The 12974-nt window shown below is 74.4% G+C and carries 11 protein-coding genes; 3 read left to right on the forward strand and 8 right to left on the reverse strand.

The window, feature by feature from the left end; genetic code table 11:
• Positions 1-173: 173 nt before the first annotated feature.
• Together AB0L29_RS16285 and AB0L29_RS16290 are read left to right on the forward strand one after the other, a co-directional pair.
• Complete coding sequence (locus AB0L29_RS16285) at positions 174-1058, forward strand: RNA polymerase sigma-70 factor (RefSeq protein ID WP_365827554.1); 885 nt, start codon at positions 174-176, stop codon at positions 1056-1058.
• Between the two features lie 278 nt (positions 1059-1336).
• Positions 1337-2098 carry a GntR family transcriptional regulator gene (locus AB0L29_RS16290; protein WP_365827556.1) on the forward strand — a complete coding sequence of 254 codons (762 nt, stop codon included), beginning with the start codon at positions 1337-1339 and terminating at the stop codon, positions 2096-2098.
• A 110-nt stretch (positions 2099-2208) separates the two neighbouring features.
• Here the strand turns inward: AB0L29_RS16290 and AB0L29_RS16295 are convergent, their stop codons facing one another.
• The 3 genes from AB0L29_RS16295 to purB form a co-directional block, all read right to left on the reverse strand.
• Positions 2209-3366 carry an ROK family transcriptional regulator gene (locus AB0L29_RS16295; RefSeq protein ID WP_365827558.1) on the reverse strand — a complete coding sequence of 386 codons (1158 nt, stop codon included), beginning with the start codon at positions 3364-3366 and terminating at the stop codon, positions 2209-2211.
• 270 nt (positions 3367-3636) lie between these two features.
• Complete coding sequence (mug, locus tag AB0L29_RS16300) at positions 3637-4182, reverse strand: G/U mismatch-specific DNA glycosylase (RefSeq protein WP_365827560.1); 546 nt, start codon at positions 4180-4182, stop codon at positions 3637-3639.
• Between the two features lie 13 nt (positions 4183-4195).
• Positions 4196-5638: an adenylosuccinate lyase gene (purB, locus tag AB0L29_RS16305; protein WP_365827562.1), complete on the reverse strand. Its 1443-nt coding sequence runs from the start codon at positions 5636-5638 to the stop codon at positions 4196-4198.
• Between the two features lie 239 nt (positions 5639-5877).
• Between purB and AB0L29_RS16310 the strand changes: the two genes are divergently transcribed.
• Positions 5878-7011, forward strand: a complete 1134-nt coding sequence (locus tag AB0L29_RS16310; protein ID WP_365827564.1) for a SchA/CurD-like domain-containing protein — start codon at positions 5878-5880, stop codon at positions 7009-7011.
• A gap of 51 nt (positions 7012-7062) precedes the next feature.
• On the opposite strand, the gene AB0L29_RS16315 is transcribed toward AB0L29_RS16310, so the two are convergent.
• From AB0L29_RS16315 to AB0L29_RS16335, 5 genes are all read right to left on the reverse strand, one after another.
• Positions 7063-8091: a methyltransferase gene (locus tag AB0L29_RS16315; protein WP_365827566.1), complete on the reverse strand. Its 1029-nt coding sequence runs from the start codon at positions 8089-8091 to the stop codon at positions 7063-7065.
• Positions 8092-8153: 62 nt separating this feature from the next.
• Entirely contained in the window at positions 8154-9215 is a 1062-nt protein-coding gene (locus AB0L29_RS16320; RefSeq protein WP_365827568.1) for a right-handed parallel beta-helix repeat-containing protein, read from the reverse strand.
• Between the two features lie 483 nt (positions 9216-9698).
• Positions 9699-10472, reverse strand: a complete 774-nt coding sequence (locus AB0L29_RS16325; RefSeq protein WP_365827570.1) for an SGNH/GDSL hydrolase family protein — start codon at positions 10470-10472, stop codon at positions 9699-9701.
• A gap of 64 nt (positions 10473-10536) precedes the next feature.
• Positions 10537-11550 (reverse strand): hemolysin family protein, encoded by a 1014-nt coding sequence (locus tag AB0L29_RS16330; protein WP_365827572.1) that lies wholly within the window; start codon positions 11548-11550, stop codon positions 10537-10539.
• On the reverse strand, positions 11547-12887 hold the full coding sequence (locus tag AB0L29_RS16335; protein ID WP_365827574.1) for a hemolysin family protein: 1341 nt from the start codon (positions 12885-12887) through the stop codon (positions 11547-11549). Before AB0L29_RS16335 ends, AB0L29_RS16330 begins: the two co-directional genes overlap by 4 nt.
• Positions 12888-12974 lie beyond the last annotated feature (87 nt).

The following is a 12974-nucleotide window of genomic DNA, read 5'->3' on the forward strand; positions in this document are numbered from 1 at the left end:
ACCGGCTGCCGGCCGCCCGGCCCCGTCGGCGGCTGCCGTCACGGCCGGCCTGCCGGCGACCGCTGCCGGCGGATGGGCCCCGGAGGGCCGACGGCACGAACCCCTTCGACACGCCCGGCGCACCCCGGTGATCGAGTCTGGACAGGGCCGCGCCGGTCGGCTGGGATGGTGCCGTGACCACCGACACCGCGACCGACGTCTTCGAACGGCACCGTCCCGTCCTGCTGGGCGTGGCCTACCGCATGCTGGGGCGGGTGGCCGACGCCGAGGACGTGGTCCAGGAGGCCTGGCTGCGCTGGTCCGGCGCCGACCGCGGCGACGTGCGCGAACCACGCGGCTACCTGGTGCGCGTCACCACCCGTCTGGCCATCGACCGGCTGCGGCAGATCAAGGCGCGCGGCGAGACCTACGTCGGCCCCTGGCTGCCCGAGCCGTACGTCACCGACTTCGGCGACACCGTGCAGGACACCGCGGAGCGGGCCGTGCTCGCCGACTCCGTCTCCCTCGCCGTCCTCGTCGTCCTGGAGTCGCTCTCGCCGCTGGAGCGCGCGGTGTTCGTGCTGCGGGAGGCCTTCGGCTTCCCCCACCACGAGATCGCCGCCATGCTCGACCGCGGGGAACCGGCGATCCGCCAGCTCGCCGCCCGCGCCCGCCGGCACGTCGAGGAGCGCCGGCCGCGCTACGAGGTCGACCCGGCCCAGCGCCGCGACCTCACCGAACGGTTCCTGGCCGCCGCGGCAGGCGGCGACCTGGAGGCACTGATGGCGCTGCTCGCGCCGGACGTCCGGCTCGTCGGCGACAGCGGCGGCAAGGCGCGGGCCCCGCTGCGGGAGCTGCGGACCGCCGACAAGGTGGGCCGTTTCCTCCTCGGCGCCGCCCGCAAGGGCATCGCGGACCTGTCCCTGCGCTTCCTGGAACTCAACGGCGGCCCCGCGGCCCTGGCGCTCTCCGGCGACGAGCCCGACTCCGTCTTCCAGGTGGACGTCGCCGACGGGCGCATCCAGGCGGTCTACGTCATCCGCAACCCCGACAAGCTGCGGTCGCTGGCCACCGTCTAGGCGTGCGCCTTCGAGCCCCCGTCGGGTGACGGGGGCTTCGCCGTCCCGTCGGGCGCCCGGTCCCTCATGACGCGCACATGGCCGCTTGTGTCCGGGTCATGACGGCGTACGAACGCCTTGTGAACGCTCCCCGACACCGGCCCCGAGCCGCCGGCGAGGGGTCGATGATTGGTCTTGACCAAGGGTGAGGGCCGTCCTATGGTCGCAGACAAGTGCAACAACCTTTAATAAACAAGGGCGCCGAAAACGCCGCCGGACCAGCGACCGCGGAGGACAGGGTGGGGACCACGCAGCTGGAATCGGTGCCGGAACCGAAGTACTGGCACCTCAAGACCGTGCTCACCGAAGCGCTCGACTCGGAGTTCTCCGTGGGCGAGATCCTGCCCAACGAACGCGACCTCGCCGCCCGCTTCGGCGTCGCCCGCGCCACGCTCCGGCAGGCCCTGGAACAGCTCGAACTCGAGGGCAGGCTGCACCGCCGCCGCGGCGTCGGCACGACCGTCGCCCCGCCGCGCATGGGCGTGGCCGTCGGCACGGACCAGCACGCCTGGCCGGGCGGGCCCGAGGACGCCTGGCGCCCCGTCGACTGCGCGCTCGCGGTGCCGCCCGCGGCCGTCGCCGAGGCCCTGCGGACCGGCCGGGACGAGTCCGTGCACATCGTGCGCCGCTCCCGTGTGTCGCGCGGTCAGCCGGTCGCCGCCGAACTGCTGTACATCCCGGCGTCGTCGGTGCCCGACCTGTCCGCCATCGACGCGCCGTCCGCAACGGCCCGTGCGCGTGCCGTGCTGCGCGAGCTGCAGCGCCTGGAGCTGGAGCGGCAGGAGAACACCGTCGAGCTCGGCTCGGCCGGCGCGGAGGACGCCAGGGAACTGGACCGGCTCCCCGGCGCGCCCGTCCTCGTCGTCACCACCCGCTTCATCGCCGAGGGCCGCACCGCGGCGCTGTCCGTCGCCACCTACCGCGCGGACACCTGCCGGCTGACCTTCGGCGACTTCGGCGGTGTGGAGATCCACCACGGTCCCCAGCGCCGGGCGTCCTGACCCACTCCACCCCACCGCATCCGCCGCGCCCCGGGTCCCCTCCGGGGCGCGGCCCGTTTCCCGGGAGCAGGGCGACGCGCCGGGCGCGGCGACGCGGGGCGGCCTCCGGTCTACCGGCGTGCCGTCACCGTGCCCTCCACCGCGAACAGTTGCCCCTCCACGTGGTCGAGGGCCAGCCGCAGCGCCCCCGTCGCCACCGCCGCCTCGCCCAGCAGGGACAGGACGACCCTCGGCGGGCGCAGACAGTAGCGGGCCAGTTCGCGGCGCAGCGGGTCCAGGACGCCGTCCAGCCCGGCCGCCCAGCCGCCGACGACGACCAGCTCCGGGTCGAGGGCCAGCACCAGGGCCGCCACGTCGTGCACGAGCCGCCGGATGAAGCGGTCCACGGCCGCACGGGCCCGCCGGTCGCCCTCGCGGGCCTGCGCGAAGACCTTCGCGACGGCCTGCTCGTCGAGCGGGTGCAGCGGCTCGTCCGTGGTGGACAGCAGCGTCTCCGGAGCCGCCTCGCGGCCCAGCAGGTGCAGCGCCCCGATCTCCCCGGCCGCACCGCCGAACCCCCGGTGCAGCCGTCCGCCGATCAGCGAACCGGCACCCGGGCTCAGCCCGGCCAGCACGAACACCACGTCGTCCGTGCCGACGGCGCAGCCCTTCCAGTGCTCGGCCACGGCCGCCGCGTTGGCGTCGTTCTCCACCAGCACCGGGCACTTGAAGGAACGGCTCAGCCGTTCACCCAGCCGCAGCCCCGTCCACCCGGGCAGCGCGGTGCTCAGCCGCACCGTGCCGTCGGCCTCGACGATCCCGGGCGTGCCCACACCGACCGCCCGCAGCGAACCGCGCGCGACACCGGCCCGGCGCAGCAGCTCGGCGACCGCCGTGCGCGCCCGTTCCAGACGCTCGTCGGCCGACGCCGTCTCGTCGACGTCCTTGGCCTGGGCGCCGATCACCCGGCCGTCCAGAGCGGACAGCAGCACGGCCACCCGGCGCGCCCCGATCTCCAGGCCCAGCAGGTGCCCGGCCTCGGCCCGGAACCGGAACCGCCGCGCCGGCCGCCCCTGCCGCCGCACGCCCCCCTCGTCGGCGGCCGTCTCGACGACCAGGCCCGCCTCGATGAGCCCCTCGACGACGCCCTCGACAGTGGGCCGGGACAGTCCCGTCACCCGCGTGACCTCGGTCAGGGTCGCGCAGTCCGTGGCACGCAGCGCGTGCAGCACCACCGTGGAGTTGATCCTGCGCAGCAGCGAGGGATCCCCGCCGGTCAGCCGCCCCACCGTCCGTCCTCCCAGCTCGTGCGCGTGTTGGCCGGATCGTACTCGGCACGGTGGACCCCGGCGAGCGGCACCCGCGCCGCCCGGTTCCCCGCCGCCGTCACCGTACTCGGCGGTCAAGTGCCGTGCCCGGGCGGGGAACGGCAGCGACTCGCCCCCGGCGACCAGCCGCACCGCGTGCACGGTGTCGGCGGGCCGGGCCCGCTCGGGCAGGCGCCCGCGCGGACGGGTTCCCGCCCGGCCGCCGGGCCCGCGGAGGCGGAGCCCCGCCGCTCAGGCCTCCGCCGCCTCCCGCAGCCGCGCGAACTCCTGCGCCATCGTCTCCAGCGTCCAGTGCGCGTTCAACCCGCTCGGGTTGGGCAGCACCCACACGCGTGTGTCGCCGATCGTCCGCGTCTGCGGTCCCACCTGCGCCTTGCGGTCGTCGAACGCGGCGCGGTAGGCGGTGACCCCGACCACGGCGAGCCAGCGCGGCCGCAGCCGTGCCACCTTCAGGGCGAGCTGCCGCCCGCCCTCGCGGTACTCCTGCGCGCTCAGCTCGTCCGCCCGCGCGCTCGGCCGCGCCACGACGTTCGTGATGCCGAGCCCGTACTCCAGCAGCTCCCGCTGCTCGGACGGCTTCAGCAGCCTCGGGGTGAACCCGGAGCGGTGCAGCACCGGCCAGAAGCGGTTGCCGGGACGGGCGAAGTGATGGCCCGTCGCGGCCGTCATCAGACCGGGGTTGATCCCGCAGAACAGCACACGCAGGCCCTCCGCGACCACGTCCGGCACCAGACGGTCGCGGGCGGCCTCCAACTCCTCGGGCGTGAAGCGCGGCATGCCGTGCGGCGGGTCAGAGGATCGCCCCGGGCGTGTAGCCCGCGGCCTCCGGGTGCTGCTTGACGATCTCCTCGACCCGGCCGACGACGGCGGCCACCTGGTCGCCGGCGGCGCCCGTGAAGGACAGCTTGTCCGCCATCAGCTCCTGGAGCCGCGCACGGTCCAGCGGCAGGCGCTCGTCGGCGGCGAGCTTGTCGAGGAGGTCGTTGCGCTCGGCACCCTGCTCGCGCATCGCCAGGGCCGTGGCGACCGCGTTCTCCTTGATCGCCTCGTGCGCGACCTCGCGGCCGACACCCGCGCGCACCGCGCCCATCAGCACCTTCGTGGTGGCCAGGAACGGCAGGTAGCGGTCGAGCTCGCGCGCCACCACGGCCGGGAACGCGCCGAACTCGTCGAGCACCGTCAGGAAGGTCTCCAGCAGGCCGTCCAGCGCGAAGAACGCGTCCGGCAGCGCGACCCGGCGCACCACCGAGCAGGACACGTCGCCCTCGTTCCACTGGTCGCCCGCCAGCTCGCCGGTCATCGAGGCGTAGCCGCGCAGGACCACCATCAGGCCGTTGACGCGCTCGCAGGAGCGGGTGTTCATCTTGTGCGGCATCGCGGAGGAGCCGACCTGGCCCGGCTTGAAGCCCTCGGTGACCAGCTCGTGCCCGGCCATCAGCCGGATCGTCTTCGCCAGCGACGACGGCGCCGCCGCCAGCTGCACCAGCGCGGTGACGACCTCGTAGTCCAGCGAGCGCGGGTAGACCTGGCCGACCGAGGTGAACGCCTGAGAGAAGCCCAGGTGCCCGGCGATGCGCCGCTCCAGCTCGGCCAGCTTGGCGGCGTCCCCGCCCAGCAGGTCCAGCATGTCCTGGGCCGTGCCGACCGGGCCCTTGATGCCGCGCAGCGGATAGCGGCCCAGCAGCTCCTCGACCCGGCCGTAGGCGACGAGCAGCTCGTCGGCGGCGGTCGCGAAGCGCTTGCCGAGGGTGGTGGCCTGCGCGGCCACGTTGTGGGAGCGGCCGGCCATGACCAGCTCGCCGTACTCCCCGGCCAGCCTGCCGAGCCGCGCCAGCACCGCCACCGTGCGGTCGCGCATCAGCTCCAGCGACAGCCGGATCTGCAGCTGCTCGACGTTCTCGGTGAGGTCGCGGGAGGTCATGCCCTTGTGGACGTGCTCGTGCCCGGCGAGGTCGTTGAACTCCTCGATCCGCGCCTTCACGTCGTGCCGCGTGACCTTCTCGCGCTCGGCGATGGAGGCCAGGTCGACCTGGTCCAGGACACGCTCGTAGTCGGCGAGCGCGGTGTCCGGCACCTCGATCCCGAGGTCCTTCTGGGCGCGCAGCACGGCGAGCCAGAGCTGCCGTTCCAGCTTCACCTTCTGCTCGGGCGACCAGAGCGTGGCGAGCTCGGCGGAGGCGTAGCGTCCGGCGAGGACGTTCGGGATGCGGGGCTTGGCGGGCGCAGAAGTCACGTGCACGGAGTTTACCCGCCGCCCGCAGGGGCCCTGGAACGCCCGTGCGCACGGGGAGGCCGGGCCACGGGCGCCGCGCGCCGGTGCCCGTAAGGCCCGGGCACTCACCCGCGCGGTGCGTACGAGTCGCGCACGCCTGTGGACCGGCACAAGATCGACGCAGGCTGGCGCGTCATAGTGCTCGCGGCCGGCGTTCCCCCTGTCCCGCGAATCCGTCCCGCGAAGGAGCCGTGCGCAGCATGACCACCCTTTCTGAACGACCCCCGGCGCGGCAGGTGTCGCAGCGTGTCTCCCAGTCCGCGTTCGACGGCGCCCCGCTCCGGGTCGTCCTGCTGGTGGAGGTCCACGACGGTGCCCAGCAGCAGTTCCTGGAGACGTACGAGCGGCTCTGCAGGCATGTCGCGTCCGTGCCCGGGCACGTCGGCGAGCAGCTGTGCCAGTCGATCGAGAACCCCTCCCAGTGGCTGATCACCAGCGAGTGGGAGAGTGCCCCGCCGTTCCTCGACTGGGTGAACAGCGAGGAGCACGTGCGGATGGTCAGGCCGCTGCACAGCTGCGTCCGGGACACCCGGTCGCTGCGCTTCCACGTCCTGCGCGAGGTCGGGGGCGGCCGGCCCACCGCCGAGGTAGGGCGGCAGCGGCCCCCGGCGTCCCCCCGGACCGGCGACGGAGTGATCCGGCACGCCCTCACCTTCACCGTCAGGCCGGGCAGCGAACGGGCCGTGGCGGGGATCCTCTCCGACTACGCCGCGCCCGAGAGCCGGGTCGACGACACCACCCGGCTGGTCCGCACCTCCCTGTTCCTGCACGGCAACCGGGTCGTGCGGGCCATCGAGGTGCGCGGCGACCTGCTCGCGGCGCTGCGCCACGTCGCGCAGCAGCCCGAGGTGCGGGCCGTGGAGGAGGCACTCAACCCGCACCTGGAGCAGTACCGGGACCTGGACGACCCGGACAGCGCCCGGGTCTTCTTCACCCGGGCGGCGCTGCCGGCCGTGCACCACGTGACGGCGCAGGACGCCGGGGCGGGCACGGCGGGCGAACGGCACGCGCTGTCCTACCCGGCCAGGCCGGGCGCCGGGATGCGGCTGGCCGAGGTGCTCGCCCGGCACGACGAGGCGGCGGCGGACGATCCGCGCAGCCCCGTCCTGCGCAGCACGATCTTCCAGCGCGGCGATGTGGTGGTGCGGCTGATCGACGTGCGGGGCGGGCTGGACGCCGACCCCGCCCGCTCCTTCGGCCTCGCGGACACGGGGCGGGTGGCCGAGCTGACGACCCTCCTCGACGGCGCCGCGGCCGGTGAGGACGGCCTCGGGCGTCTGCTGGCCCTCGTCCGCATGGAGTCCCTCACCGACCGCCGTTCACCGGGCGCCTGACACCGGGCCGGGCCCGGTGCCGCAGGCGCGTTCACCGGGCGCCCGGCGGGGTCACCCCGGCACGGTGCAGTCGAACGCGTGCAGGTACGGGTTGACCGGGCCGATGTCGTCGACGACCAGGCCCGCCGCGGTCAGCCGGCGGACCATGCTGTCGGTGGTGTGCTTGGCGCCGCCGACGTTCAGCAGCAGCAGCAGGTCCATGGCGGTGCTGAACCGCATCGACGGGCTGTCGTCGACGAGGTTCTCGATGACCACCACCCGGGCCCCCGGCCCGCCCGCCTCGACGACGTTGCGCAGCAGCCGGGCGGTGCTGTCGTCGTCCCACTCCAGGATGTTCTTGACGATGTAGACGTCGGACGCCACCGGGACCGCGGCGCGGACGTCGCCGGGCACGATCCGCACCCGGTCCGCGAGGGGGCCGCCCGGCCGCAGCCGCGGGTCGGCGTTCTCCACGACGCCCGGCAGGTCGAGCAGGGCGCCGTGCATCGTCGGGTACTTCTCCAGCAGGCTCGCCACCACGTGCCCCTGGCCGCCGCCGATGTCGGCGACCGACGCGCGCCCCGACAGGTCGAGGTGCTCGGCGACGTCCCGCGCGGACTGCCGGCTGGAGGTCGTCATGGCCCGGTTGAAGACGGCGGCCGACTCCGGGGCGTCCTCGTGCAGGTAGGTGAAGAACTCCTTGCCGTACAGGTCCTCCACGACGTTGCGGCCGGTGCGCACCGCCTCGTCGAGGCGCGGCCAGGCGTCCCAGGTCCACGGCTCGGTGCACCACAGGCAGATGTCGCGCAGGCTGTTGGGGTCGTCCTCGCGCAGCAGCCGGGACATGTCGGTGTGCGCGAACGTGCCGTCCGGCTGCTCGGTGAAGAGCCCGTAGCAGGTCAGGGCCCGCAGCAGCCGCCGCAGCGGTTTCGGTTCGGCCTTCACCGCGGCCGCGAGCTCCTCCACGGTCGTGGGGGAGTCCCCGAGCGCGTCGGCGACGCCCAGCCGGGCGGCCGCGCGCAGGGCGGCGGCGCACGCCGCCCCGAACACGAGCTCCCTCAGCCGCATCGACGGCGGCGGGGCAGGGTCTGCGGTCGTCATGTGCCGCCTTTCCTTCGTGGTTTCACGGGTGGGTACGGGGGTTCAGCGGGGTGCCGCGGGCTTCAGCACAGCCCCGCGGGCCGGGACACCGTGCAGGTGTTGTCCCGGAAGGTGTTGTTCTTCGCGGTGTCCGTGTCGACCAGGTCCGCCGGGGAGTTGTTGCGCAGCGTGTTGCCGGTGATCCGGTTCCGCTCGCTCCTGACGCCCACCATGCTCTTGAAGATCACGACACCGCCGGACAGCGGCGAGGCGCCCTTGTGGTCCGTGATCAGGTTGCGCGTCACCAGCGTGTCCTCGGCGCCGGTCAGCACGATGCCCGAACCCTGCAGGAAGGGCAGCCGGGGGGTCTTCGGGCAGTACTTGTTGTTCGCCACGATCCGGTTGTGGCGCACGGTCAGGGCGCCCGCCCGTGGCGGGGTCTCGTCGCCGACGACGAACACGGCCGCGCAGTTGGCGGTGGCGTCGTTGTAGGCGACGGTCAGGTTCCGCAGGCGGCGGACGGTGACCCCGACCCGGTTGCCCTCCAGCCGGTTGCGGGCGACCACCGCGCCGAGGGAGTCCGTGGCACCGCCCTCGGCGGTGACCGTGTTGGCGAGGAAGACGCCCGCGTCGCCGTTGCCGCGGGCCGTGTTGTACGTGAACACGCCGCGCACGGAGCGCTGCTGGGCGATGCCCCACTGCCCGTTGCTCTCGGCGGTCACCCGCCGGACCGTGAGCCGGTCGGTGTCCGTGGCCCACAGGCCGTTCTTCGCGAAGCCGGACAGGGTCAGGGAGGTGACGGCGGTGCGCTCGACCGGACGGCTCGGCGTCCCCTCCACGCAGATGCCGTTGCCGGCCTGTGCGCAACCGTTGGCCGCCTTCTTGGCGGGCGGCGCGATCACGGTGCGCCCGGCGCCCATGCCGCGCAGGGTCAGCCGGGACGTGGTCACCCGGACGCTCTCGCGGAAGGTGCCGGAGGTCAGCAGGACCGTGTCGCCGGGCTTCGCGGTGTCGACCGCCTGTTGGATCGACTCCCCGGGGCGGACCAGGTGCGTCCTCGGGCCGTCCACCGGTGGTGCGGCCCCGATCGCCGAGCCGACGAGTGCCGTGGTGCATGCCAGGTAGGCGAGATGGCGTTTGATCATACGGCGCACGTTATGGCCGGAAAGCCGACGAGATGTCCTTGATCGGCCATCCGGCGGCGTGTCTCCGGCCGTGCCCGGTGGCGCGTCACCGGCCGCCGGCCCCGGGGCGCAGGCCCCGGAGTCGCCCGGGCGGGCTCGCCCTGCGCGCCGGTGCGGCACGGGCGGGCGGGCCCGGGCGGGCGAGCGTCCCCGCGTCGCGCGGCGGCGGCCCGGGCGGACCTGGCGGACCTGGCGGGCCTGGCGGACCGGGCCGGCCCGGCGGGCTCGCCCGGTGCGGGGCCACGGCCCCGGCGCGCGTGCCGTCCCGGGACCCGTGGGCAGGGGCGCACGGCGGATGCCGGGAGGCCCCCGGCGCCCGGCGGCGCCCGACGCACGAGACGTCCCGGGCGCACGATCCGGCCGGGAGCCGGGAGCCGGGAGCCGGGAGCCGGGAGCCGGGAGCCGAGGGCCGGGAGCCGGGGACGCGCGGTCGCCGGGAGGGTCTCAGACGTCGTACGGCAGCAGTTCCGGACGCTTCGGCGGCAGGCCGTCGCCCGAGGACCGTCCGGTCAGCCGGCGCCCGATCCACGGCAGCAGGTGCTGCCGGGCGAACCGGGCGTCCGCGACCCGCCGCGCCACCCAGCCGGGCGGCGCCGTCGCCCCCGGCGGGACGTGCCACTCGGGGTCCTCGGGCTCGTAGCCGAGCGCCTGCCAGACGGCCTCCGCGACCCGGCGGTGGCCCTCGGCCGTCAGATGCAGCCGGTCCACGTCCCACAGGCGCGGATCGGCGAGCGAGGGCGCCCCGTACAGGTCGACCACCAGCGCGTCGTGCCGCCGGGCGAGCTCGTCGACGGCGGCGAACAGCACCTCCATGCGCGGCCGGAAGCGTTCCTGGACCGGGCCCTGGCGGGCGGGGCTGCGCATCAGCACCAACTGCTTGCAGGAGGGGGCGAGCTTCTCGACGGCCTCCTCCAGCAGACCGCACACCCGGGCCATGTCGCACTTGGGGCGCAGGGTGTCGTTGAGGCCGCCGACCAGGGTCACCACGTCCGCCTGCATGGCCGCCGCCGCGTCGACCTGCTCCTGGACGATCTGCCCGATCAGCTTCCCGCGCACCGCGAGGTTGGCGTACCGGAAGCCGGGGGTGCGGGCGGCCATCCGCGCGGCCAGGAGGTCGGCCCAGCCGCGGTAGGTGCCGTCCGGCAGCAGGTCCGACATGCCCTCGGTGAAGGAGTCGCCGATCGCGACCAGGCTGGTGTGGGTGGGGTTCGTCTGCATGGCGACAGAGATGCTATCCCGTGCACATACCCGCCGGTCGGTCGCCCCCGGCCCCGGGGACGGCTCACGCCCGCTGCCCGAACAGCTCCCGCAGCACGTCCTCCATGGTCACCAGCCCCGCCAGCCGCCCGTCGGACCCGATCACGGCCGCCAGGTGCGTACGGCTGCCGCGCATCGCCGTGAGGACGTCGTCCAGCGGCGTGCTCTCCCGGACCCGCGCGATGGGCCGCATGTCCCGCAGCCGGAACGGCACGTCGCGCGGCGAGGCGTCGAGGGCGTCCTTGACGTGCAGGTAGCCGACGATCCGCCGCCCCTCGTCCACCACCGGGAAGCGGGAGAACCCCGACCGGGCCGACAACTGCTCCAGCCGCTCCGGTGTGACCCCCACGCGCGCGTACACCACACGTTCCAGTGGCAGCACCACGTCGCGCACCGGCCGGCGGCCCAGTTCCAGCGCGTCGTGCAGCCGCTCCTGGGCACGGTCGTCGATGAGCCCGGCCTCGCTGGAGTCCTTCACGATCTGCGCGATCTCGGCGTCCGAGTAGGACGCGGCGACCTCGTCCCGGGCCTCCACCCGCAGCAGCTTCAGCAGCGTGTTGGCGAAGGCGTTCACGGTGAAGATCACCGGGCGCAGCGCCCGGGACAGCGCCACCAGGGGCGGACCCAGCGCCAGCGCGCTGCGCACCGGCTCCGCGAGGGCGATGTTCTTCGGCACCATCTCGCCGAGCAGCATGTGCAGGTACGTCGCCAGGGCCAGCGCGATCACGAAGGACACCGCGTGCCCGGCGCCCTCGGGCACGCCCACCGCGTGGAACACCGGCTCCAGCAGATGCGCGATGGCCGGCTCGGCGACCACGCCGAGGACCAGCGTGCACAGCGTGATGCCGAGCTGTGCCGCCGCCATCAGCGCGGACACGTGCTCCAGGCCCCACAGCACGCTCCTGGCGCGCCGGTCGCCCTGGTCGGCGTACGGCTCGATCTGGCTGCGGCGCACGGAGATCAGCGCGAACTCGGCGCCCACGAAGAAGGCGTTGACGAAGAGGGTCGCCAGGCCGATCAGCAGCTGTACGACGGTCACCGCCCCGCCTCCTTCCCGGCGAGCCGCTCGTCGTCGAGGGGCGCGTGCAGCAGGACGCGCGCCGCCCGGCGGCCCGTGGCGTCCAGCACCTCCATGCGCCACCCGGCGACCTGGAGGGTGTCGCCGACGGCGGGGATCCGGCCCAGCTCCGTGGCCACGAGCCCGGCCAGCGTCTCGTACGGTCCCTCCGGCGGCCGCAGGCCGACCCGCGCGAGCTGGTCCACGCGTGCCGAGCCGTCGGCCGAGTACAGGGCGTGGCCGTCCTCGTCCGTGCCGGCCAGCGCCAGGTCGGGCGTCTCGTGCGGGTCGTGCTCGTCGCGCACCTCGCCGACGACCTCCTCGACGATGTCCTCCAGAGTGGCCACGCCCGCGGTGCCGCCGTACTCGTCGATCACGACGGCCATGGTGCGCTTGCCGGAGAGCCGGTCCAGGAGGCGGTCGACCGTGAGCGACTCCGGGACCAGCAGCGGTTCGCGCATCAGCTCCGAGACGGGGACCCGGTGCCGGTGTTCCGCGGGCACCGCCAGCACGTCCTTGACGTGCGCGGTCCCGACGACCGTGTCGAGGCTGCCGCGGTAGACCGGGAACCGGGACAGGCCGGTCGCCCGGGTCGCGTTCGCCACGTCCTCGCAGGTCGCCTGGGCGTCCAGGGCGATGACCTGGACCCGGGGGGTCATCACGTTCTCGGCGGTCAGGTCGGCGAGGTTCAGGGTCCGCACGAACAGTTCGGCGGTGTCGGCCTCCAGGGCGCCCTCCTTGGCGGAGTGCCGGGCGAGGGCCGCGAGCTCCTGCGGGCCGCGCGCGGAGGCCAGCTCCTCGGCGGGCTCCACGCCGACGCGGCGCACCACGCGGTTCGCGGTGTTGTTGAGGTGGGTGATGAAGGGGCGGAACGCGGCGCTGAACCAGCGCTGCGCGTTGCCCACGGTCTTGGCGACCTTCAGCGGCGAGGAGATCGCCCAGTTCTTCGGGACGAGCTCGCCGACGACCATCAGGAACACCGTCGACAGGGCCGTGCCGATCACCAGCGCGAGGGAGCGGGCCGCCGGGCGCGAGACGCCGGCGTCCTGCAGCGGGCCCGCGATCAGCGCGGCGATCGACGGCTCGGCGAGCATGCCGACCACCAGGTTGGTGACGGTGATGCCCAGCTGCGCCCCGGAGAGCTGGAAGGTCAGGTTCCGGACGGCTTTCAGGGCGCCCGACGCGCCCCGCTCGCCGCGTTCCGCGGCCCGCTCCAGCTCACCGCGCTCGACCGTGGTCAGGGAGAACTCCGCCGCCACGAAGGCGCCGCAGGCCAGCGAGAGCAGGATCGCCACCAGCAGCAGGAGCAGTTCGGTCATCGGTTCACCTCCGTCCCATGGTCGGACAGGACGGGACGGGGTGCGCGATGTCGCGCATCGGGAGGCTCGCCCATGGGCGGACGCTCA

The sequence above is a fragment of the Streptomyces sp. NPDC052701 genome (genome assembly GCF_040678355.1).
Lineage (GTDB): Bacteria > Actinomycetota > Actinomycetes > Streptomycetales > Streptomycetaceae > Streptomyces.

Excerpts from the sequence above, each read along its gene's own strand:
- mug (WP_365827560.1), bottom strand. The coding sequence starts at position 4,182 with ATGCCGCGCTTCACGCCCGAGGAGTTGGAGGCCGCCCGCGACCGTCTG.
- AB0L29_RS16310 (WP_365827564.1), top strand. The coding sequence starts at position 5,878 with ATGACCACCCTTTCTGAACGACCCCCGGCGCGGCAGGTGTCGCAGCGT.
- AB0L29_RS16315 (WP_365827566.1), bottom strand. The coding sequence starts at position 8,091 with ATGACGACCGCAGACCCTGCCCCGCCGCCGTCGATGCGGCTGAGGGAG.
- AB0L29_RS16320 (WP_365827568.1), bottom strand. The coding sequence starts at position 9,215 with ATGATCAAACGCCATCTCGCCTACCTGGCATGCACCACGGCACTCGTC.
- AB0L29_RS16325 (WP_365827570.1), bottom strand. The coding sequence starts at position 10,472 with ATGCAGACGAACCCCACCCACACCAGCCTGGTCGCGATCGGCGACTCC.
- AB0L29_RS16335 (WP_365827574.1), bottom strand. The coding sequence starts at position 12,887 with ATGACCGAACTGCTCCTGCTGCTGGTGGCGATCCTGCTCTCGCTGGCC.